Source organism: Nocardioides sediminis, assembly GCF_003047295.1.
GTDB classification, from domain to species: Bacteria; Actinomycetota; Actinomycetes; order Propionibacteriales; family Nocardioidaceae; genus Nocardioides; species Nocardioides sediminis.
The window spans coordinates 28807-47547 of sequence record NZ_PZYZ01000014.1 but is presented as its reverse complement, the minus strand read 5'-3'; the positions used below and the strand labels follow the sequence as shown (position 1 = coordinate 47547).

Sequence of the window (18741 nt, the reverse complement as noted above, 5' to 3'; positions counted from 1 at the left end):
ACCTTGGACATGGACACCCCAGCCGACAGACTGGCCAGACTGCTCGCCAACCCGGCAGCAGCATGAACCGTTGCTTAGACCGAACGACCTTGCCCCGAAGCATCGGCCAGCAACCGTCGAGGTCGGCCAGCACGTCGGTGCTCAGTCGCCCGTGCGGACGTTGGCCCGGGCCAGCACGGCGTCGAGCTTGACCGTCCTGCCGCGGCTGAGGACCTCGATGGTGACCCTGCCCTTGCGGGTGCCGGAGAACTGGTCGATCACCACGATCTCCCGCTGCGCCGCGCGCGCCCTGCCGAGGTCGACGGTGCGCCAGGCCGTCCTCCCGACGCGGAGGCGCACCTTCCCGTACGACGGCGCAGTCGGGGCGTAGAGCCGCAGCTCACCGACCTTCCTGGCTCGCACCACCAGCCGGGCGCCCTGGGTGCGGCTGACCAGCACGGTGCCGTCCAGCGATCCCGCGGCCTTCCGCTTCTTCCAGCCCCGGCGCTTCGTCAGGTCGGCCGGCACCGAGAACGCGAAGGGCTCCGACCAGGCGCTCGGCGTCCCGGCCCGGTCGACCGCCCGGGCGACCAGCACGTGGTCGCCCGACGCGATGCCGGAGAGCGCGCCGTTGCCGCGCGAGCACGGCACCGCCCCGCCGTCGAGCCGGCACTCGATGCCGGCGTCCCGCTCGTTGCTGTTGAGGCGCAGCGGCAGTGACCTCGAGGCGAGCACAGGGCGCTGCGGCGTCTGCTCGTCGTACACGTCGGGGACCGCGAAGACGACCGGCGCGGTCGTGTCCTGGCGCCACGTCACGGTGGCCGGGGTGGCGTCGAGGTCCTCGCCCGGCTCGTCGTCGGTCAGGCCGAGCGGAGACGTGCTGTACGTGATGGGCTGGTCGTGCTCGTCGACCGCGCGGACCGAGAAGGAGTACGCCGCCTCGGCGTCGGCGAGCCCCGAGTAGGTGCGCGGGCTCGTGCAGGTCGCCCAGTCGTGGGCCTGGGCGGGTCCGTCCAGCCGGCACTGCAGCGTCACCGGATCGGTGTCGGCGTCGGTGTGGGCGCCCGCGAAGGTGAAGGTCATCGATGACGTGGCGACCCAGCCGGCAGCGTTGGGCGGTGTCGAGGTGCCGGTGAGGGTCGTCGCGGGCGGGACGGTGTCATCGCAACCCGGGTCGAGCAGGGTGGCCGAGCGGTCGGCCAGGCAGGGCTCGACGGCGTACGACGGGGCGGCGAGCCCGACGGGCAGCAGCACGGTCGCGAGCGCGGTGGCCAGCGAGGCGATGACGGCGGTCCGGCGAGGGTGGGTCATGGGCGCTCCGAGTCGTCGTGGCCGGACCCGAGGAGGACGGCTCGCGGCACAGGCTACGAGCCGGTGGCCGAGGACGCACGGGGTTCCGGCTCGCGAGCCCCCGCCCACGGGAGCGACGCGAACGAGAAGAGCAGCACGATCAGCAGGAGGAGCACGCCGGCCGCAGTGGCGTAGACCGCGGCGAGGACGTCGGCGGAGGCATCGGCCGACAGGGCGGGCACCGGGGCGGCGGCAGCGAGGACGACCAGCACGAGCGCGGTGCGCAGCCAGGTGGCGGCACGCCCGTCTCCGACCGACGTCGCCCGGGCGGCGAGGTCCCGGCAGAGCACGGCGCAGGCCGCCAGCTGCGGCAGGGTCGCGGCCCACCACAGCGAGGGGTGCTGGTCCTCGAGCCAGGCCTGCACGGGCGGCCACCACACCACGACCGACACCACGAGGGCGGCCAGGACGAGACCGGCCAGGAGCCGCGAGAGCCCGAGCCGGCGGATCCCCAGCAGCACCAGCACCCAGCCGACGGCGTCCGGAAGGGCGTCGTACCCGTGGAGGCGGGCGGTGAGGGCCACGACCACGAGTCCCATGGCGACGGACTGGAGCGGCCTCATGCGCGGGACGCTACCGCCCCGGTGAGCAGCCAGGCGTCGCTCCGGGCGCGGCGGGCGAGGACGACGTAGCGCGCCCCCATGAAGACGACGACCATCGCGACCCAGACGGCCACCAGACCGCCCGGCCCGGCGGCGGCCAGGAGCGCCGCGGGTGCGTACGCCGCGAGCACGAGCAGGCCGCCCCACGCGAGGTAGCGCCCGTCCCCGGCGCCGATGAGGACGCCGTCCAGCACGAAGACGACCCCGGCGATCGGCTGTCCCAGCGCGGCGACGAGCAGCACGGGCACCAGGAGCTGCTGCACGGCCGGGTCGGGGGAGAAGAGGCGTCCGATCCACGGGGCGCACGCGGCGAGGAGGAGGCCCGTGGCGATGCCGCTGCCCCAGCCCCAGCGGACGAGCCGGGCCGTCAGCCGCCGCGTCCCCTCGGCGTCGCCCGACCCGAGCGCCCGTCCGGTGATCGCCTGCGCCGCGATGGCCAGTGCGTCGAGCGCGAAGGCGAGGAAGGTCCACAGGGTCAGCGCGACCTGGTGGGCGGCCAGGTCGACCTCGGTGTCGGACCCCGCGAAGGTGACGGCGTAGGTGCCGACCAGCAGGCAGGCGCGCAGGGTGAGGGTGCGCATCACCAGCGGCGTGCTGGCGTGGGCGGCGGTGCGGATGCCCGGCAGGTCCGGGGACAGGGGTGCGCCCTCGCGGCGGGCACCGCGGACCACGACGGCGACGAGGACGGCGGCGCTGGCGACCTGCGCGACGACCGAGCCGATCGCCGAGCCGGCGATGCCGAGGTCCAGGCCGTAGACGAGGAAAACGTTGAGGACGATGTTGGCGACGTTGCCGCCGACGGCGACCCACAGCGGGGTGCGCGTGTCCTGCAGCCCGCGCAGCACCCCGGTCGCGGCCAGCATGAGCAGCAGCGGGGTGGTGCCGAGGATCGCGATGCGCAGGTACGTCGTCGCCTGCTCGCTCACCGCGTCCCCCGCCCCGAACAGCCCGACCAGCGGCTCGGCGAGGACGAAGCCGCCGGCCGTCGCGACCCCGCCGATGAGCACGGCGAGCCAGCACCCGTCGATGCCCTGTGCCAGCGCGCCCCGGAGGTCGCCGGCGCCGAGGTGGCGAGCCACGCTGGCGGTGGTGCCGTAGGCCAGGAAGACACAGAGGCCCACGACGGTCTGGAGGACGGCGCCGGCGATGCCGAGCCCGGCCAGCGGCGCGGTGCCCAGGTGCCCCACGACGATGGCGTCGGAGAGCAGGAAGAGGGGTTCGGCGACCAGGGCCAGGAAGGCCGGGACCGCGAGCCGGAGGATGTCGCGGTCGGTCGTGTTCACGCCGTCCAGCGTAACGACCAGAGGGCGCTTCTGGTCGTGACGTGTGACGCATGTGAAAGTTCGGGTGGCCCGTTGGGACTACCTGTGAACAACCCGACCGGACCTGTGGGAAATGACCCGGACCGTGCTCATGTCGACAAACCGACGGACGATTCCCACATGTCGAGTACGACGACCGCGGGAGGGTGAATGAGTTTTTCCTCCACAGTGGGAGGACGCTGTTTTCGCAGGTCAGCGCGGTGCGGACGCGTTGTCCACCGGTCGGGTCCACAGGTTGCTCCCCAGTGGCTGCACAGCTTGCGGCGTGTCGTCCACGGGCTTGGACCAGTTATCCCCAAGGGTTGTGGATAACTCGACGTCCGGGACTGGCCGGGCGGTGCGCGGTCGACGTACCGTCACGCGGTGCGGGACCCGGGACGGCCGGGTGACGCGAGACGACGAGAGGCCTCGTCGCGGCGCTGTCGGTGGCCGTCCCTAGGGTCTGCCCCGGCACGACATCGGGGTCGAATCCGGGAGCGGCCAGCGGCTGCGGTGGCCAGAGTGAGGAGTGGGACGGGTGAGCATCGCGGGCCAGGACCTGGGGCACGAGAGCGGACCGCGCGACCCGGAGTACGACTGGGGTGACGGCCCCGCGGCCTTCGAGCCGGGCAGCTCCCCGCGGCATCCCGGTGACCGCACGCCGCCGCAGGACAACGCGGCCGAGCAGTCGGTGCTCGGCTCGATGCTCATCTCCAAGGACGAGATCGCCAACGTCACCGAGACGCTGCGCGGCATCGACTTCTACCGGCCGGCGCACGAGAAGATCCACGACGCGATCATCGACCTCTACGGTCGCGGCGAGCCCGCGGACCCGGTCACCGTCGCCGCCGAGCTCCAGCGACGCGGTGAGCTGTCCAACGTCGGCGGCGCGCCCTACCTCCACACGCTGTCGGCCAACGTGCCGATCGCCGCCAACGCGGCCTACTACGCCGAGATCGTCCGGGAGAAGGCGATCCTGCGCCGCCTCGTCGAGGCGGGCACCAAGATCGTGCAGATCGGCTACGCCGGCGAGGGCATGATCGACGACGTCGTCGACCAGGCGCAGGCCGAGGTCTACAAGATCACCGACCGGCGTACGGCGGAGGACTACGCGCCGCTGTCGGACATCATGAACCCCGTCCTCGACGAGATCGAGGCGATCGGCAACCGGGAGGCCGGGCTCTACGGCGTGCCCACCGGCTTCGCCGACCTCGACGACCTGACCAACGGCCTCCACTCCGGCCAGATGATCATCGTCGCGGCGCGTCCGGCCATGGGCAAGAGCACCCTCGCCCTCGACTTCTGCCGGGCGGCGTCGATCCACAACAACCTGACCAGCTGCTTCTTCAGCCTCGAGATGACGCGGTCGGAGATCATGATGCGACTGCTCTCGGCCGAGGCGAAGGTGCCGCTCAACCACATCCGCAACGGCCAGATGGGCGACCAGGACTGGGACGCGCTGGCCCGCAAGATGGGCCAGGTCTCGGGGGCGCCGATGTTCATCGACGACTCGCCCAACATGACGATGATGGAGATCCGGGCCAAGGCGCGACGGCTCAAGCAGAAGCACGACCTCAAGCTCATCGTCATCGACTACATGCAGCTGATGAGCTCGGGCAAGAAGGTCGAGTCCCGCCAGCTCGAGGTCTCGGAGTTCTCCCGCCAGATCAAGCTGCTCGCCAAGGAGCTCGAGCTGCCGATCATCGCGCTCTCCCAGCTCAACCGTGGTCCCGAGCAGCGTGGCGACAAGCGCCCGATGATGAGCGACCTGCGTGAGTCAGGCTCGCTCGAGCAGGACGCCGACATGGTGATCCTGCTCCACCGCGACGACGTCTACGAGAAGGAGTCGACCCGCCCCGGCGAGGCCGACCTGCTCGTGGTCAAGCACCGCAACGGCCCCACACGTGACCTGACCGTGGCCTTCCAGGGCCACTACTCGCGGTTCGTGGACATGGCGCACTGAGCCGCACTGCCGGCCGGGGCGGCGGCCTCAGGCCAAACGGGCGGCGAGCGCCGCTGCCGCCTGTCGCACTTCAACCCCGAGCCCGCTCATGTCGCTGAAGATCTCCGTGCCGGTCGGCCCTGCGACCTGAATGGCGGCGACACACTCCCCGGACGCGTTCATGACCGGTGCGGCCACCGAGGACGCCCCGACGACTCGCTCGTCGGTGGAGAACGCGACGCCATGGCGCCGGATGTCATCGAGCTCGGCGCGAAGGGCCTGACGGTCGACGACGTCGCCACTGGCGCGGCTCAGGACGCCGACGCGATCGAGTGTCTCGTCGAGCTCGGTCGGGTCCATGTACGCCGCCAAGGCCTTGCCGGCGCCGAGGTGCAGGGGGAGCCGCTGCCCGATGGGCAGCAGATAGCGCAACGGATTCTTCCCCTCGACCCGTGCGACCACTGCGCGCGAGTCGCCGGCGCGTACGAACACCGACGCGGTGAGGCCGGTGGCGGACGCGAGCTCCTGGAGGACGAGGGGCGCCGCGACGGCGATGGGATTCGAGGCGAGGTAGGCGTGAGCGCCGAACAGCATTGCGACACCAGTTCGGAAGCCGGTGGGTCCCTGCTCAACGCGGCGGCGAGCCTCGAGCACGTTGAGGATGCGTTGTGTCGTGGCCACGTGCAGGCCGGCGCGCCGGGCGACCTCGCTGAGCCGCAGCGGTGTGCGCGCGGCCTCCAGGACCTCGAGGACGTCGATGGCGCGCTCGAGCGAGCGCATGGTGCTGGCCTTCTGGTCCGCCTTCGCCTCTGCCATGGGGTCCCCCTCGTTCCGTGTCGTCGGGTCGCTGCCTCGGTGTTGCCGGCTGCCGGTCGAGCCGAGTGGTCGTCCGCCGCGCCTGTCGTGCCCTTCCCGCCCCGATCCTCGCAGCCGTGCCGTGTGGATCGACCGTGGCGTGCGGATCGGAACGGGATGAGGGGGTTGACAGTCGTGACGGTGGTCACGCATGGTTGCCTCGTTGCGTGAGAAACTCTATCAGACAGTGAGAAACAGATGAACGCCGAAGCAGACACCCTCGTGGGTGACAGCCAGGCAGCCGTCGAGCGTGAACGCCGCCGGCGATGGCTCTCGATCGCGTCAGCGGTCGTCGTGACCCTCGTCGGAGCGGCCGCTGTCATCGGATCGCGCACCTACCCGTACTGGACGCCTCTCGGTCCGGGCCCCGGGTTCTTCCCCCGCTGGCTCGGTGGCATCCTCGTCGTGTGCGGCCTCCTGTGGCTGGTGCAGGTCCTGCGCGCCACCCGGACCACCCCTGCCAGGCACGCCGACGGCACCCAGGAGGCCGTCGCGCAGGCGATCCTGGTTCCCGAGGACGAGGCACCGGAGTACTCACTCCCGACGGTGCTGGCCATCGTCGTCAGCCTGTGCGTGCTCGCCGCCACCCTCGAGGTGCTGGGCTACCAGATCGCGATGTTCCTCTTCGTGCTCTTCCACCTGCTCGTCCTGGGACGCCGGCGGCTCCTGCTGTCGCTGGTCCTGGCACTGGTGTGCAGCGTGGGCGTGTTCGTGGTGTTCACCCGGTTCCTGACCGTGCCGCTCCCGGCCTCGTCCATCCCGTTCCTGCGCGACATGGGGTTCTGACATGGACACCTTCGGCATGCTTCTCGACGGCTTCGGCGCCGCTCTGAGCCCGCAGAACCTCGCGTTCGCGCTCATCGGCTGCCTGCTCGGCACCATCCTCGGCCTGCTGCCCGGCATCGGTTCCACGGCCGGCATGGCCATCCTCATCCCGCTCACCCTGGCCTTGGACCCCGCAGGCGCCATCATCATGCTGGCCGCGATCTTCTACGGCGGCGCGTACGGCGGCACCATCACCTCGGTCCTGCTCAACATCCCGGGCGAGGGCGAGTCCGCCATCACCTGCATCGACGGCTACCAGATGACGCTGAAGGGCCGGGCCGGCGTCGCCCTCACCACCGCCGGGATCGGCTCGTTCATCGGCGGCACCGTCGCCACCCTCGCCCTGGTCATCGCCGCCGAACCGCTGTCCCGCCTCGGCCTGAAGATCGGCCCGCCGGAGTTCTTCTCCCTCGTCCTCATCGGTCTCGCGCTGCTCGTCGGCCTCGTGGGACGCTCGGTCCTCCTCGGCATCATCTCCGCCACGCTGGGCCTGCTCATTGCCATGGTCGGCATCGACCCGGTCATGGGCATGCCCCGCTTCACCTTCGGCGACCCCCACTTCTTCGACGGCATCAGCTACGTCCCCGTCCTCGTCGGCCTCTTCGGACTCGGGGAGCTGCTCGCCACCAGCGGACAGGCCGCACCACGACCCACGGCCCCCACCCTGCGCGAGCTCATCCCGTCGCGCATGGACGCGAGGCGCAGCGCCCCGTCCATCGCTCGCGGCACGGTCATCGGCGGCCTCGTCGGGCTCATCCCCGGCGTCAGCTCCGCCATCTCCTCGCTGCTGGCCTACAGCACCGAGAAGAAGGTCGCCCGACACCGCGACGAGCTCGGCACGGGTGCCATCGAGGGCGTCGCTGCCCCGGAGACAGCGAACAACTCCCACTCCAATGCTGCGTTCATCCCGCTCTTCACCCTCGGCATCCCGGCCTCTCCGGCCATCGCCGTCCTGATGGGTGCGTTCCTGCAGAACGGCATCACCCCGGGCCCCACGCTGTTCACCGAGGAGCCCGAGCTGATCTGGACGGTCATCGCCAGCCTGTTCGTCGGCAACCTGCTGCTGCTGTTGCTCAACGTGCCGCTGGTCAGCCTCTGGACCCGCATCCTGGCCATCCCGTACTCGGTGCTCCGCGCAGTGATCTTCGCGTTCATCGTCATCGGGTCCTACGCCGTGTCGAACAGCGTCATCGACATCTACATCATGGTCGCCTTCGGCGTCATCGGGTTCGTGTTCCGCCAGGTCGGGCTCCCGCTCGCCCCCTTGGTGCTCACCCTGATCCTCGGCCCGTTCCTCGAGAGCGCCCTGCGCCAGTCGCTCCAGCTGTCCCGCGGCAGCTTCTCCATCTTCGTCGACCGGCCGCTGTCCCTGGCCTTCCTGGTCGTCGCCGCCGTGATCCTCCTCGCCTCCGTGTTCAGCGCCAGTCTCAAACGCAGGGCCGGCCTGCCCACGGATGCCGAGGTCTGACCGCACGACCCCGTCCATCGATCCCTTCAGACACCCCGACGCACGACCAGCACCACCGACCAGAACGACCAAACCTCCACGATGAAGGACGTCACCATGAAGAGCACCCCGCTCCGCATCGCCGCCGTTGCCGGCGCCGCGCTCACCCTCACCCTCGCCGGCTGCGCCCAGACCGACGGCGGAGCCAGCGGCAGTGAGTCCGCCGCCGACTACCCCTCCAAGGGCATCGAGCTGCTCGTCGGCTACGACGCCGGCGGGCCGACCGATACCGGCTCGCGCCTCATCGCCGAGGAGTTGGAGAAGAAGCTCGACACCTCCGTGACCGTCACCAACAAGCCGTCGGCCAACTCCCAGGTCGCCTACACCGAGCTCGCCCAGGCCGAGCCGGACGGCTACACGATGAGCGCCATCACCTTCCCCTCGGCCATCGTCACGGTCCTCGACGAGTCCCGCGGCGCCGACTACGACCGCGACAGCTTCGCGCCGGTCGCCCTGCAGGTCGTCGACCCGACCGCCGTCGCCGTCGCGCCCGACAGCGAGTTCGACACCCCCGAGGACCTCGTGAAGTACGCCCAGGAGAACCCCGGCGAGCTGCAGGCCACCACGACCGGCGTGGGCAGCAACGAGCACTTCGCCCTGGCCCAGCTCAAGGAGGCCGCGGACGCCGACATCGCCCCGGTGCACTTCGCCGACGGCAGCACGAAGGCCACCACCGCGTTCCTGGGCGGCAACGTCGACATCCTGCTGGCCAACGTCAGCGACATGCAGCCGCTCATCGACGCCGGCGACGTGAAGGTCATCGGCGTCATGGACGCCGAGCGCAGCCCCTTCCTCCCCGACGTCGAGACCTTCACCGAGGCCGGCCACGACGTGGAGATCTCCTCCAGCCGCGGGTTCGCGTTCCCGGCCGACACCCCCGAGGAGGTCGTCGAGGAGGTCTCCGACGCCATCGGCGAGATCATGGAGGACCCCGCCTTCGAGGAGAAGATGACCCAGGTCGGCCTCGCCCCGTCCTACAAGGACGCCGAGGAGTACGCCGCCTACTGGGACGAGACCGAGGCCCAGTTCTCCGAGCTGCTCCCGCTGGTCCAGGAGGAGCAGCAGTGAGCGACGCAGCCAATGCCCAGCCCGCGAGCACGCCTGCGGTGCAGCCTGGCGCAGCGGTCTCCCACACCTCGTGGGAGCGGCCGACCGCCGAGCAGCTCGACCGCTACCGGGCCCTGCCGTCGGCCAACATCGGCGACGCCATGCACCGCCTCGGCATGATGGACGCCGCCATCAAGCCCGTGTGGACCGGTGCCACGATCGTAGGGTCCGCCTACACCGTGTGGACCCGTCCCGGCGACAACATGGGCCTGCACGAGGCACTCAAGCAGGTGCGACCCGGCGACGTCATCGTCGTCAACGGTGGCGGCGACGAGTCCCGGGCCCTGCTCGGCGAGCTCGTCGCAGGCAAGGCGAAGGTCAAGGGCGTCGTCGGGTTCGTCATCGACGGAGCCGTTCGCGACGCCACCGGCCTGGCGGAGTACGCGATGCCCGTCTATGCCCGCGCCCTGACCCCCGCCGGCCCGTACAAGGACGGTCCGTTCGCCCTGGCCACCCCGGTCGCCGTCGGCGGCGTCGTGGTCAACCCGGGCGACATCGTCGTCGCGGACGAGGACGGCGTCGTCGTCGTCCCGCTGGAGCAGGCCGACCTCGTGGCCGAGCTGTCCGAGGCCAAGCACGCGAGCGAGCTCGCCATCCGGGCGAACATCGACGCTGACCTCGACGCCCTCGCCGGTGCATCGTCCGGCGCCGCCGAGTCGAAGGCGGGCTGACCCATGACCGTCGTCGTCGGGTACACCCCCACCCCGCTCGGGCGTCGAGTGCTCGCTGCCGCCATCGACGAGGCCGCCCGCCGTGATGTCGAGCTCGTCGTGGTCAACTCCGCCACCGGCGCCTCCTACGCCGACAAGGGCCTGGCGCCGCAGGTCGAGCTCGACCAGACGGTCGCCGACGCGCAGGCGAGGGGGGTGAAGGCCCAGGTCCAGCAGGTCACCGACGCACTCGCCCCCGCTCAGACCCTTCTCGACGAGGCCACCAGAGTGAGCGCGGAGCTCATCGTCATCGGACTTCGCAGCCGCTCGCGCACCGGGAAGTTCCTCATGGGCAGCACGGCACAGACAGTCCTCTTGGGCGCACCGTGCAACGTGTTGGCCGTTCGCGACACCGGCAGCTGAGCATCGCCGCCCTTCCGCCGGCTGCGCGTCACGCAGCATCCGAACCGACCCGTTGAAAGGTCCAGCATGTCCTCCATCCAGCCGGAGCCCGCATCCGGCGACACCAACGCCCGCACCGAGCGCGCCGTCGGGAATCTCTCGGTCGGCATCGTCGGCCTCGGCGAGGTCGGCCGCATCTACGGCGAAGCCCTGAACGGGGCCGGCCACAAGGTCAGCGGCTACGACCCCTACGTCCAGGGACCCGTCAACGGCGTCCACGTGACCGACACGCTGGCCGAAGCCGTCGAGGACGCGGACATCGTCCTGGTCCTCACCGCCGCCGGCGCCAGCAGGACCGTCGCGGTGGATGCGGTGCGCCACCTGCGGCAGGAGGCGGCGTACGTGGACTGCACGTCCTCGGCACCGGGGGCGAAGAAGGCGCTCCTCGAGCTGTTCGCCGACCGCCCCGACGTCCAGCTCGCCGACGTCGCCATCCTCGGACCGGTGATCCAGCTCCGTACCGCGACCCCGCTGATGGCCGCCGGTCCGGCAGCCGGTCTGCTGGCCGACCTCATGGCGGGGATCGGGGCCGACGTCGACGTCGTCGACGGTGCGCTCGGCGACGCCATGGCACACAAGCTGCTCCGCAGCGTCTTCATGAAGTCCTTCGCAGCGGCCACCGTCGAAGCGGTCACCGCCGGCAAGGCCGTCGGGTTCGAGGACTGGATCCGCGACCAGATCGCCCGCGAGCTGGCCGGCGACGGGCAACGCACCATCGACCGGTGGCTCACCGGCAGCGTCGTCCACGCTGCCCGACGCAGCGAGGAGATGGACGCCGCCGGTGCCTACCTCGAGGACCTCGGCGTCGACTCGACCATGTCGAAAGCCGCAGCGAGCCATCTGCGGGCCCTTCGGGACAACTGATCAGGAGCAACTGCGTGGAGCGCTTCCCCGTGACGCTCATCCGCCGACAGGCCGCAGCAGTGCTGCGTGCGTGGGGGATGCCTGAGCCGACCGCCGTACGGACGGCGGCCATCATGGTCGACGCCGACCTGCGCGGCATCGACTCCCACGGCATCTCGATGCTGCCCGGCTACGCGAGCAAGCTGGCAGCCGGCGGACTGCGCATCGACGCCGCGAGCGAGGTCGTCCACGACGACGGGCGAGCCGTCGCCGTCATGGACGCCCGGGCGGGCCTCGGCCACGTCGTCGCCGAGCAGGCCATGGACCTCGCCAGCGACCGAGCACGTGCCTTCGGCGTCGGCATGGCCGTCGTACGCAACTCCCACCACTTCGGCGCCGCCGGCTACTACGCACGACGCGCCGCCGAGCAGGGGCTCATCGGCATCGTCACCACGAGCGCCGCCACCATGACGCAGGCGCCCACCGGTGGCGTCGAACGGCGCCTGGGAACCAACCCCCTCGCCTTCGCCGCACCGAGCGCCACCGGGGCACCGTTCGTGCTCGACATGTCCACCACGGTCGTCGCCGTCAACAAGGTCAAGACCTACGCCCTGGCCGGCGCACGCCTTCCGGCCGACTGGGTCGCCGACGACACCGGCCAGCCTGTGCACGACTCGGCAGAGGCGCTGAACCTGCTCCGTCACAGCGCGAGCGGGGGCCTTGTGCCTCTGGGAGGGCCGACGACCCTCACCGCCGGGCACAAGGGATACGGGTTGGCCATGATGGTGCAGATCCTCAGCTGCGGACTCAGCGGCGCCGGACTGCCCGGAGGCCGTTCGCCCGACGACGTCGGACACATGACGCTCGCCATCGACCCGACGGCGTTCGGGACGGCCGTCGACACGCCTGGGTACGTCGCCGACCTCGCTGACCTCATGCGCGCCGCCACACCTCTCGACCCCTCGACCGCCGTCATGGTGGCCGGTGAACCGGAAGAACGAGCTCGAGGCGAACGACTGCGTGCCGGCATCGGACTACCCGCGACCCTGTTGGGGCAGCTTCGCGAGATCTGCGACGCCCACGGCGCGCCGTACCTCCTGGGAGAGGACGCGTGAGCACCTCCACGGTCCGGCGCGAGTGCCTCAGCCGATGTCGCCCTTGCGGATGAGCGCGTGGATGCCGGTGGTCCGGTCGACCACCTGCGAGACCTCGAAGTCGGTGGCCGCGCTGAGGTAGGCGTAGGCGACCGGCCCGGCCATCCCGAGCTCCTCGGTGAGGAACGCCATCGCGTGGCGGACGGCGGCCTTCATGGCCAGGTCGAGGCTGGTGGCGTTGCCGCCGCCCTCGGGGCCGTCGGGGTCGCTGAGGCCGACGGGGATCCAGAAGTCGGGTGTCTCGGCGAAGGGGTGGTCGAACGCGATCCTCGGTGCCCCCTTCTCGCCCCGCTTGATGACCGTGAGGCGGAAGGTCGGCCGCAGCGACCCCTCCATCGCGGTCAGCGCCACCTCGCCGTCGCCCTGCGCCATGTGCGGGTCGCCGCTGAAGAACATCGCCCCCGGCACCTGCACCGGCAGGTAGAGGGTCGAGCCGATCCCCAGGTCGTTGATGTCGAGGTTCCCGCCGGCGTCCGTAGGAGGCACCGAGTCCACCATCGCCGAGGTGTCGCGCGCGACGCCCATGAGACCCATGAAGGGCTTGAGGTCGAAGCTGGTCGGTACGTCGCCGGGCATCACCCCGCGGTACCGGCCGCGCGCCTTCTGCACGCGCGTGAACACGCTGACGTTGCCGCCCTGGTTGAGGTAGGGCGCGAGCTCGGGCACACCACGGAACTGCTCGGGGTAGACCCCGGGCAGGGCGCCCTTGCCCTCCCTGTTGGAGACCACGCCGTAGGGCACCCGGAGCCGGAGGTCGAGGACCTCGATCTTGAGGACGTCGCCCGGCTCCGCACCGCGTACGGCGATCGGCCCCGTGACCACGTGCGGTCCCGGTCCCTTGTGCACCGACCGCGCCGCGATCGCGACCGCGTCGCGGAGCACCCGGCTTTCGGCCACGTCGTACGAACCGAAGAACTCACGGGGGTCCTGGCCCTGGTCCTCCATCAGGCCCTCGTGCGAGACGGTGTCGAGGGTGACGACGTCCCCCGAGCCACCGTGGCCACGGGTGCGCTGTCCCGGTTGGGCAGGTAGCCCCACGCGACCTCGTCGGGCCGCGCCCGCACGTAGGTGCCGCGGATCCGACCCCGGCCCGGCTGGAGGACGGGGGACCCGGGCCCGGTGGCCGGAGCGCCTGCGGCGCCCTGTGCCGTCCCGGCGGCAGCCGCGCCGAGCCCTCCGGCCGCCGTCGCGGCGCCGGCCGCCCGCAGGAAGCCTCGCCGCCCCAGGCCGTGCCCCAGGGCGTGGCCGACCGTCTCGATCCGAGCATCGTGGGTGTGGGGCACAGCGTCTCCTTGCGTCGTGGTGGCTGGAGACCTCACGCAACCAGTGGTCTGTTGCGTTGCCGTGTCGGCCGAGGTCCGTCCGCGTTACGTCGGCGCGGGAGGCGTACGCCGACCCGTGCGGTCGGTGGACGGCGAACGGCCACGCCCGGACCTCAGCCCTCCGTCTCCCGACGCAGGCGCCAGGCGGTGAGGCCCACGCAGGCGACCAGCATCACCACTAGCACGAGCAGCGCCGTACCGTCCCACCCCTGTCCCATCCAGGGCCCCCGCACCAGGTCGCTCGCATAGGTGACCGGGAGCCCGTCGGCAACACGCGACAGGGCGGTGGGCAGCACCTCCTTCGGCGGGCCGGCGCCCCCGAGCATCATGAAGACGAAGAACAGGAGCACGCCCAGCCCCTGCGCGGCCCTGGCCGTGGGCAGCAGGAACCCCAGCAGGGCGCCGAGCGCGGCGAACGCCACCGCGGTCACCAGGTAGGCCGCGACCACGCCGAGCCAGTCCTCGGGCAGCGCCGCGTCGTAGACGACGACGGAGAGGACCGAGAGCAGGACGGCGCCCACGGTCGCGATGACCACCGTCACCGTCATGTGGGCGCCGACCAGCGCCGCGGGCCGGACCGCCGAGGCACGGAACCGTCGCAGGACGCCCTGCTCCCGGTAGCCGGCCAGGTGCACCGGCAGCGACAGGACGCCGGCGGTGGCGGCGACCAGGGCGACGTACGCCGAGGTGTAGAAGTCGATGGGCGACAGTCCCTCCCACACCGTGGGGTCGGGCTGGCTGCCGAAGACGCCGTTGAGGACGTAGAGCACGACCAGCGGCAGCACGAGCACGAACATGACCGTGAGCGGCTCCCGGACGAACAGCTTGAGCTCGACCCAGGTCATCGCGCGCAGGGCCCTCATGCAGCACCGTCCTCCGCGGCACCGCCGGTCAGCGCGAGGTAGGCGTCCTCGAGGCTCGGGACCGACCCCGCGAGGTCCTCGGGCTCCAGGCCCCGCTCGACGAGTGCGTGCCCCACCCGGGCCAGCAGCGGCCCAGATCCCCGGACGAGCACGCCGGTCCCGTCCACCCGCGCGACGTCGCGGACGCCGCCCACGCCGCGCAGGAACGACACGTCGGCGTCGGGAGGTGCGGTGAAGCGCACCACGGTCTCCGGCTGGTGCGCGGCGATGAGAGCCGCCGGCGTACCGGTGGCCAGCACGCGGCCCCGGGACAGCACGGCGACGCGGTCGCAGAGCCGGTGCGCCTCGTCCATGAAGTGCGTGACCAGCACGACGGTGGTGCCCCGGTCGCGGACCGCCTCCACCAGGTTCCACGCCACCCGCCGGGCAGCTGGATCCAGGCCGGTGGTCATCTCGTCGAGCACGACCAGGCGGGGGTCGGACACGAGGGCGAGGGCGACGAACAGGCGCTGGCGCTGACCTCCGGAGAGGTCGGCGAACGCGGTGCGGCGCTGGTCGGCCAGCCCCCACTCCTCGAGCAGGTGGCGCCACGGCGGGCCGTGCGGGCTGATCGCCGCGAACAGCTCGAGCGCCTCGCCGACCCGGAGCCGGTCGGGCAGGGCCGAGTCCTGGAGCTGGCTGCCCACCAGCCGGCGCAGCCGCGTCGCGTCGGTGGCCGGGTCGAGCCCGAGCACCCGGATGCGCCCCGCGTCCGCCCGTCGCAGGCCCTGGACGCACTCGACCGTGGTGGTCTTGCCCGAGCCGTTGGGCCCGAGCAGCCCGAAGATCTCACCCGGCTCGACCGTGAACGAGACGTCGGCGACCGCGACGGTCCGGCCGTACTCCTTGCGCAGCCCCTCCACCTCGACGGCAAGCACCATGACGCCACCGCCTCGCGTCAGGCGCCCCGGTCGCGCAGGGTCATGCTCACCGTCGTGCCCGACCCGCTGGCGATGATTCCGACGCGGTCGCACAGCTGCCGCACCAGCCACAGACCGTGCCCGGGCGCCTGCGGGTTGCCCGGCAGCGGCGAGTCGATGCCGGCGTGCGGGTCGGGGAGGCCGGGTCCGCAGTCGGTGACCACGCAGGTCCATCCGGCGGGTCCGTGCCCGAACCGGACCGTGACCGGTGGGCGAGCGTGCACGAACGCGTTGGTCGCCACCTCGTTGGCGGCGAGGACGAGGTCGCCCGGTGCCGGAATCAGCCCCGTACGGAATCTCCCGAGGTCCTCGGAGGCCAGGAGCACGTCGTCGTACAGGACCGTGCCGAGGTCGGGCGCGTCCGCGACCGCCGCCGCCGTGAGCCCGGCCAGCACCTCGGCGCGGCGCTGGCCACCGGCGGCCACCCCGGACGAGGTGACGACCCGGTCGTGGGTGGCCCAGGCGTGGGCCAGGAGGTCGTCGGCCGTGACGCGGGTGTCGTACTGGCACAGCGACGTGAGTCCGTACGGCGCGAAGGCGCGGTCGACCAGGGCCTCGTAGCTCATCCAGGCGCGCCGGGTCGCCGGGTCGCCACCGAACGGCACCGGACCGGTCACGCGGACCCGGTGACCGGCAGCACCCTCGCGGTCGAGCAGGCGCTGGAGCCCGGCGACCGTCACCATGGGGCTGTCGTAGAACACGTCCTGGTCGTGGAAGGTGATCCGCGGGTCGTCGTCCCACGCCGAGCGCAGGACGTCCAGCAGGTGACGGCCCCCGACCACCAGCACCCGGTCCCCGGCCAGCAGCCCGTCCGCGACCAGCTGGTGGGTGCCGTTCACCAGCTCGTCGTCGCTGGCGAAGATCAGGGCGCCGTGGTGCACGGTCACGGTCGCCCGTCCTCGGTATCGGCATGGTCGAGGACCAGGTTGGGGAGCGCGTCCCACCCGGTGAGGACCAGCACCCGGTGGACCATCGGGTTGGGGGAGAGGAGCACGACCGAGCGGTCGGGATGTCGCTCGGCCGCCCGCACCAGCACGGCGATCCCGTCGAGGTCGATGAAGGAGACGTCCGTCATGTCGACCACGACGTCCCCGGGGCAGGATCGCGCGACCGTCGCGACGGCATCGGCGAACGCGTCCCGGTTGGACAGGTCCAGCTCGCCGAAGACCCGGAGGCCGGTGCGGTCCTCGAGCCGGGCGATGGCCACGATGTCGTCGCGGTGGACCACGACGGCGGGCGCCACCCGCCCCTCGTGGAGGGCCTCGACGCGGCGCAGGCGGTCCGGGTCGTGCAGACGGCGGTCGTAGAGGCAGAGCACGAGGACGGGGTGCCTGGCGACCAGCTCGTCCCCGAGCCGTTCGCGGGCCACCACCTTCTCCACGGTCTCCGCGCCGTACAGGACGTCGACCTCCGACGCGATGCGCGCGGCGGCGTACCCCTCGGGCCCACACGCCTCCAGGGTGGCCGACAACCGGTCGAGCACCGCCGCGAGGACCTCGTCCCGCGAGCCGTCCACCTCGGTGCGGCTGATGATGCGGACCTGCCCCCGCTCGAGCGCCGGGCCGCAGTCGACGCCGCTCGCCCGGAGGTAGGACCTCACCTCGGCGGGTGTGGACCCGGTGACGTGGATGATGAGGTCCCCTGCTGCGAGGCCCGAGCCCACCAGGTCGGACACGGCACGTCGCAGCCCGTCGTCGCTGTCGTAGACCTGGCACAGGTGCTGTCCCGTGCGAGCCTCGTCGACCGACGGGATCAGCATGGGGGACCTCCCGGAGAGGACGCTACTGAGGCTTGGCGTAGGCCAACACCCCGGTGTCGTAGAGCACGCAGGCCTCGTCGCCCACGACCCAGGCGTCGTGACCCGGTTCGATCAGCATCACGTCGCCCGGTTCGACCGTGACCTCCGTGCCGTCCTCCATGCGCACCGTCATGCGTCCCGAGACGCAGATCCCGGTGTGCCGGACCTGGCAGGACTCGGTCCCCGCGATCGGCTTGACGTCCTCCGACCAGCGCCACCCGGGCTCGAAGGTGCCCATGCCGAGCGTGAAGTCTCCCAGCGTGACGACGTCCATGTGACCGTGTGCCTTGAACGGCCTCGTCTCGTGCGGTGTCCCGATGTTCTGTGCCTCGATGGTTGCCACGACTACCTCCTGGGGTGCGTGCGCCGTGGGGGGACCCATGGCTGACGCTAGACCTGCGGCTCCCCCGCAGGGAGTACACAAATGGGGGATGCGGACACAGCCCGTGCCCAGGTGGCAGGGTGCCGACATGTACGTCGCGCGGATCGGCTTCACGCCGGTCAAGGGAGGCCGGCACCGGACCCACGGATCGGCGATGCTGACCCCGGCCGGGCCGGTGGGCGACCGCGTCTTCTGCCTCGTCGACGCCACCGTCGACCGCTGCCTGCGCACCGTCGAGAACCCGACGCTGCTGCAGGCGAGCGCCGCCTGGGACGGGACGGTGCTGTCCGTGGAGCTGCCCGCGGGCAGCGTGACGGGCGAGCCGCGGCCGACCGGTGAGGTGCGCGAGGTCGACTACTGGGGACGGACCGCGGCGCTGGAGGTCGTGGCCGGGCCGTGGGCGGCGGCGTACACCGAGCACCTCGGCCGCGAGGTCGTGCTCGCCCGCAGCGATCCCGGCGAGGTGGTCTACGGCGGTGCGGTCACGCTGGTCACGACCGGGTCGCTGCGACGGCTCGCCGACGAGGTCGGGGAGCCGGTCGACGCCGCACGGTTCCGCGCGACCTTCGAGATCGATGCGGACGCGGGCACGGAGGACGGCTGGGTCGGCCGCCGGGTCCGGGTCGGCGCGGCCGAGGTCCGGGTCCGAGGCCTCGTGCCGCGGTGCGCCGTGATCGACCTCGACCCCACGACCGGTGTCCGCGACCGCTCCCTGCTCGGGACGCTGGCCGGCAGGCGGCGCTTCGGGGTCGAGATCCCCTTCGGCGTCGATGCCGAGGTCACCGTGCCGGGACGGGTCGCGACCGGCGACCGTGCGGAGGTGGTGCCGGGGTAGGCCCG

At 71.8% G+C, this 18741-nt stretch carries 19 protein-coding genes; 9 read left to right on the top strand and 10 right to left on the bottom strand.

Annotated elements, in window-relative coordinates; translation table 11 throughout:
- Positions 1-141: 141 nt before the first annotated feature.
- Genes DAI17_RS20580 through DAI17_RS20570 form a run of 3 tightly spaced genes read right to left on the bottom strand, consistent with a single transcriptional unit; the run spans position 142 to position 3214 of the window.
- Complete coding sequence (locus DAI17_RS20580) at positions 142-1290, bottom strand: hypothetical protein (protein WP_107775116.1); 1149 nt, start codon at positions 1288-1290, stop codon at positions 142-144.
- 53 nt (positions 1291-1343) lie between these two features.
- Complete coding sequence (locus tag DAI17_RS20575; protein ID WP_159081692.1) at positions 1344-1892, bottom strand: hypothetical protein; 549 nt, start codon at positions 1890-1892, stop codon at positions 1344-1346.
- Complete coding sequence (locus tag DAI17_RS20570) at positions 1889-3214, bottom strand: MATE family efflux transporter (protein WP_107775114.1); 1326 nt, start codon at positions 3212-3214, stop codon at positions 1889-1891. The genes DAI17_RS20575 and DAI17_RS20570 overlap by 4 nt, the downstream gene beginning before the upstream one ends.
- Before the next feature lie 556 nt (positions 3215-3770).
- On the opposite strand from DAI17_RS20570, the gene dnaB reads away from it, so the two are divergent.
- Positions 3771-5195 carry a replicative DNA helicase gene (gene dnaB, locus DAI17_RS20565; protein WP_234412634.1) on the top strand — a complete coding sequence of 475 codons (1425 nt, stop codon included), beginning with the start codon at positions 3771-3773 and terminating at the stop codon, positions 5193-5195.
- A gap of 27 nt (positions 5196-5222) precedes the next feature.
- Here dnaB and DAI17_RS20560 read toward each other — a convergent pair whose 3' ends face one another.
- The gene (locus DAI17_RS20560) at positions 5223-5990 is read right to left on the bottom strand and encodes an IclR family transcriptional regulator (protein ID WP_107775112.1); all 768 of its coding nucleotides are present in this window, start codon (positions 5988-5990) and stop codon (positions 5223-5225) included.
- Positions 5991-6227: 237 nt separating this feature from the next.
- On the opposite strand from DAI17_RS20560, the gene DAI17_RS20555 reads away from it, so the two are divergent.
- From DAI17_RS20555 to DAI17_RS20525, 7 genes are all read left to right on the top strand, one after another.
- Positions 6228-6815 (top strand): tripartite tricarboxylate transporter TctB family protein, encoded by a 588-nt coding sequence (locus DAI17_RS20555; protein WP_107775111.1) that lies wholly within the window; start codon positions 6228-6230, stop codon positions 6813-6815.
- 1 nt (position 6816) lies between these two features.
- Positions 6817-8322: a tripartite tricarboxylate transporter permease gene (locus DAI17_RS20550; protein ID WP_107775110.1), complete on the top strand. Its 1506-nt coding sequence runs from the start codon at positions 6817-6819 to the stop codon at positions 8320-8322.
- Between the two features lie 96 nt (positions 8323-8418).
- Positions 8419-9429: a Bug family tripartite tricarboxylate transporter substrate binding protein gene (locus tag DAI17_RS20545; RefSeq protein ID WP_107775122.1), complete on the top strand. Its 1011-nt coding sequence runs from the start codon at positions 8419-8421 to the stop codon at positions 9427-9429.
- Positions 9426-10139: an RraA family protein gene (locus DAI17_RS20540; RefSeq protein ID WP_234412633.1), complete on the top strand. Its 714-nt coding sequence runs from the start codon at positions 9426-9428 to the stop codon at positions 10137-10139. The genes DAI17_RS20545 and DAI17_RS20540 overlap by 4 nt, the downstream gene beginning before the upstream one ends.
- A gap of 3 nt (positions 10140-10142) precedes the next feature.
- Positions 10143-10541, top strand: coding sequence for a universal stress protein (locus DAI17_RS20535; protein ID WP_107775108.1), 399 nt, complete (start codon positions 10143-10145; stop codon positions 10539-10541).
- Positions 10542-10607: 66 nt separating this feature from the next.
- Positions 10608-11444, top strand: coding sequence for a DUF1932 domain-containing protein (locus tag DAI17_RS20530; RefSeq protein WP_107775107.1), 837 nt, complete (start codon positions 10608-10610; stop codon positions 11442-11444).
- A 14-nt stretch (positions 11445-11458) separates the two neighbouring features.
- Positions 11459-12538, top strand: coding sequence for an Ldh family oxidoreductase (locus DAI17_RS20525; protein ID WP_199905241.1), 1080 nt, complete (start codon positions 11459-11461; stop codon positions 12536-12538).
- A 27-nt stretch (positions 12539-12565) separates the two neighbouring features.
- Here DAI17_RS20525 and DAI17_RS20520 read toward each other — a convergent pair whose 3' ends face one another.
- The 6 genes from DAI17_RS20520 to DAI17_RS20495 all read right to left on the bottom strand — a co-directional run bounded on the left by DAI17_RS20520 (position 12566) and on the right by DAI17_RS20495 (position 17862).
- Positions 12566-13615, bottom strand: coding sequence for an acetamidase/formamidase family protein (locus DAI17_RS20520; protein ID WP_234412632.1), 1050 nt, complete (start codon positions 13613-13615; stop codon positions 12566-12568).
- A gap of 397 nt (positions 13616-14012) precedes the next feature.
- Positions 14013-14762 (bottom strand): ABC transporter permease, encoded by a 750-nt coding sequence (locus DAI17_RS20515; protein ID WP_107775106.1) that lies wholly within the window; start codon positions 14760-14762, stop codon positions 14013-14015.
- Entirely contained in the window at positions 14759-15682 is a 924-nt protein-coding gene (locus DAI17_RS20510; protein ID WP_234412631.1) for an ABC transporter ATP-binding protein, read from the bottom strand. Before DAI17_RS20510 ends, DAI17_RS20515 begins: the two co-directional genes overlap by 4 nt.
- Before the next feature lie 17 nt (positions 15683-15699).
- Positions 15700-16608: an MEDS domain-containing protein gene (locus tag DAI17_RS20505; protein WP_159081691.1), complete on the bottom strand. Its 909-nt coding sequence runs from the start codon at positions 16606-16608 to the stop codon at positions 15700-15702.
- Entirely contained in the window at positions 16605-17480 is an 876-nt protein-coding gene (locus DAI17_RS20500; RefSeq protein ID WP_107775104.1) for an MEDS domain-containing protein, read from the bottom strand. The genes DAI17_RS20505 and DAI17_RS20500 overlap by 4 nt, the downstream gene beginning before the upstream one ends.
- Positions 17481-17502: 22 nt before the next feature.
- Positions 17503-17862: a cupin domain-containing protein gene (locus DAI17_RS20495; protein WP_234412630.1), complete on the bottom strand. Its 360-nt coding sequence runs from the start codon at positions 17860-17862 to the stop codon at positions 17503-17505.
- An 88-nt stretch (positions 17863-17950) separates the two neighbouring features.
- On the opposite strand from DAI17_RS20495, the gene DAI17_RS20490 reads away from it, so the two are divergent.
- A complete protein-coding gene (locus DAI17_RS20490) occupies positions 17951-18736 on the top strand; it encodes an MOSC domain-containing protein (RefSeq protein ID WP_107775102.1) in 786 nt (261 codons plus the stop codon).
- Positions 18737-18741 lie beyond the last annotated feature (5 nt).

What these genes read in the sequence shown, in the direction of transcription:
- DAI17_RS20580 (WP_107775116.1), bottom strand. Translation starts at nt 1,290, where the DNA reads ATGACCCACCCTCGCCGGACCGCCGTCATCGCCTCGCTGGCCACCGCG.
- DAI17_RS20575 (WP_159081692.1), bottom strand. Translation starts at nt 1,892, where the DNA reads ATGAGGCCGCTCCAGTCCGTCGCCATGGGACTCGTGGTCGTGGCCCTC.
- DAI17_RS20560 (WP_107775112.1), bottom strand. Translation starts at nt 5,990, where the DNA reads ATGGCAGAGGCGAAGGCGGACCAGAAGGCCAGCACCATGCGCTCGCTC.
- DAI17_RS20555 (WP_107775111.1), top strand. Translation starts at nt 6,228, where the DNA reads ATGAACGCCGAAGCAGACACCCTCGTGGGTGACAGCCAGGCAGCCGTC.
- DAI17_RS20550 (WP_107775110.1), top strand. Translation starts at nt 6,817, where the DNA reads ATGGACACCTTCGGCATGCTTCTCGACGGCTTCGGCGCCGCTCTGAGC.
- DAI17_RS20545 (WP_107775122.1), top strand. Translation starts at nt 8,419, where the DNA reads ATGAAGAGCACCCCGCTCCGCATCGCCGCCGTTGCCGGCGCCGCGCTC.
- DAI17_RS20535 (WP_107775108.1), top strand. Translation starts at nt 10,143, where the DNA reads ATGACCGTCGTCGTCGGGTACACCCCCACCCCGCTCGGGCGTCGAGTG.
- DAI17_RS20530 (WP_107775107.1), top strand. Translation starts at nt 10,608, where the DNA reads ATGTCCTCCATCCAGCCGGAGCCCGCATCCGGCGACACCAACGCCCGC.
- DAI17_RS20515 (WP_107775106.1), bottom strand. Translation starts at nt 14,762, where the DNA reads ATGAGGGCCCTGCGCGCGATGACCTGGGTCGAGCTCAAGCTGTTCGTC.
- DAI17_RS20510 (WP_234412631.1), bottom strand. Translation starts at nt 15,682, where the DNA reads ATGGTGCTTGCCGTCGAGGTGGAGGGGCTGCGCAAGGAGTACGGCCGG.
- DAI17_RS20500 (WP_107775104.1), bottom strand. Translation starts at nt 17,480, where the DNA reads ATGCTGATCCCGTCGGTCGACGAGGCTCGCACGGGACAGCACCTGTGC.
- DAI17_RS20490 (WP_107775102.1), top strand. Translation starts at nt 17,951, where the DNA reads ATGCGGACACAGCCCGTGCCCAGGTGGCAGGGTGCCGACATGTACGTC.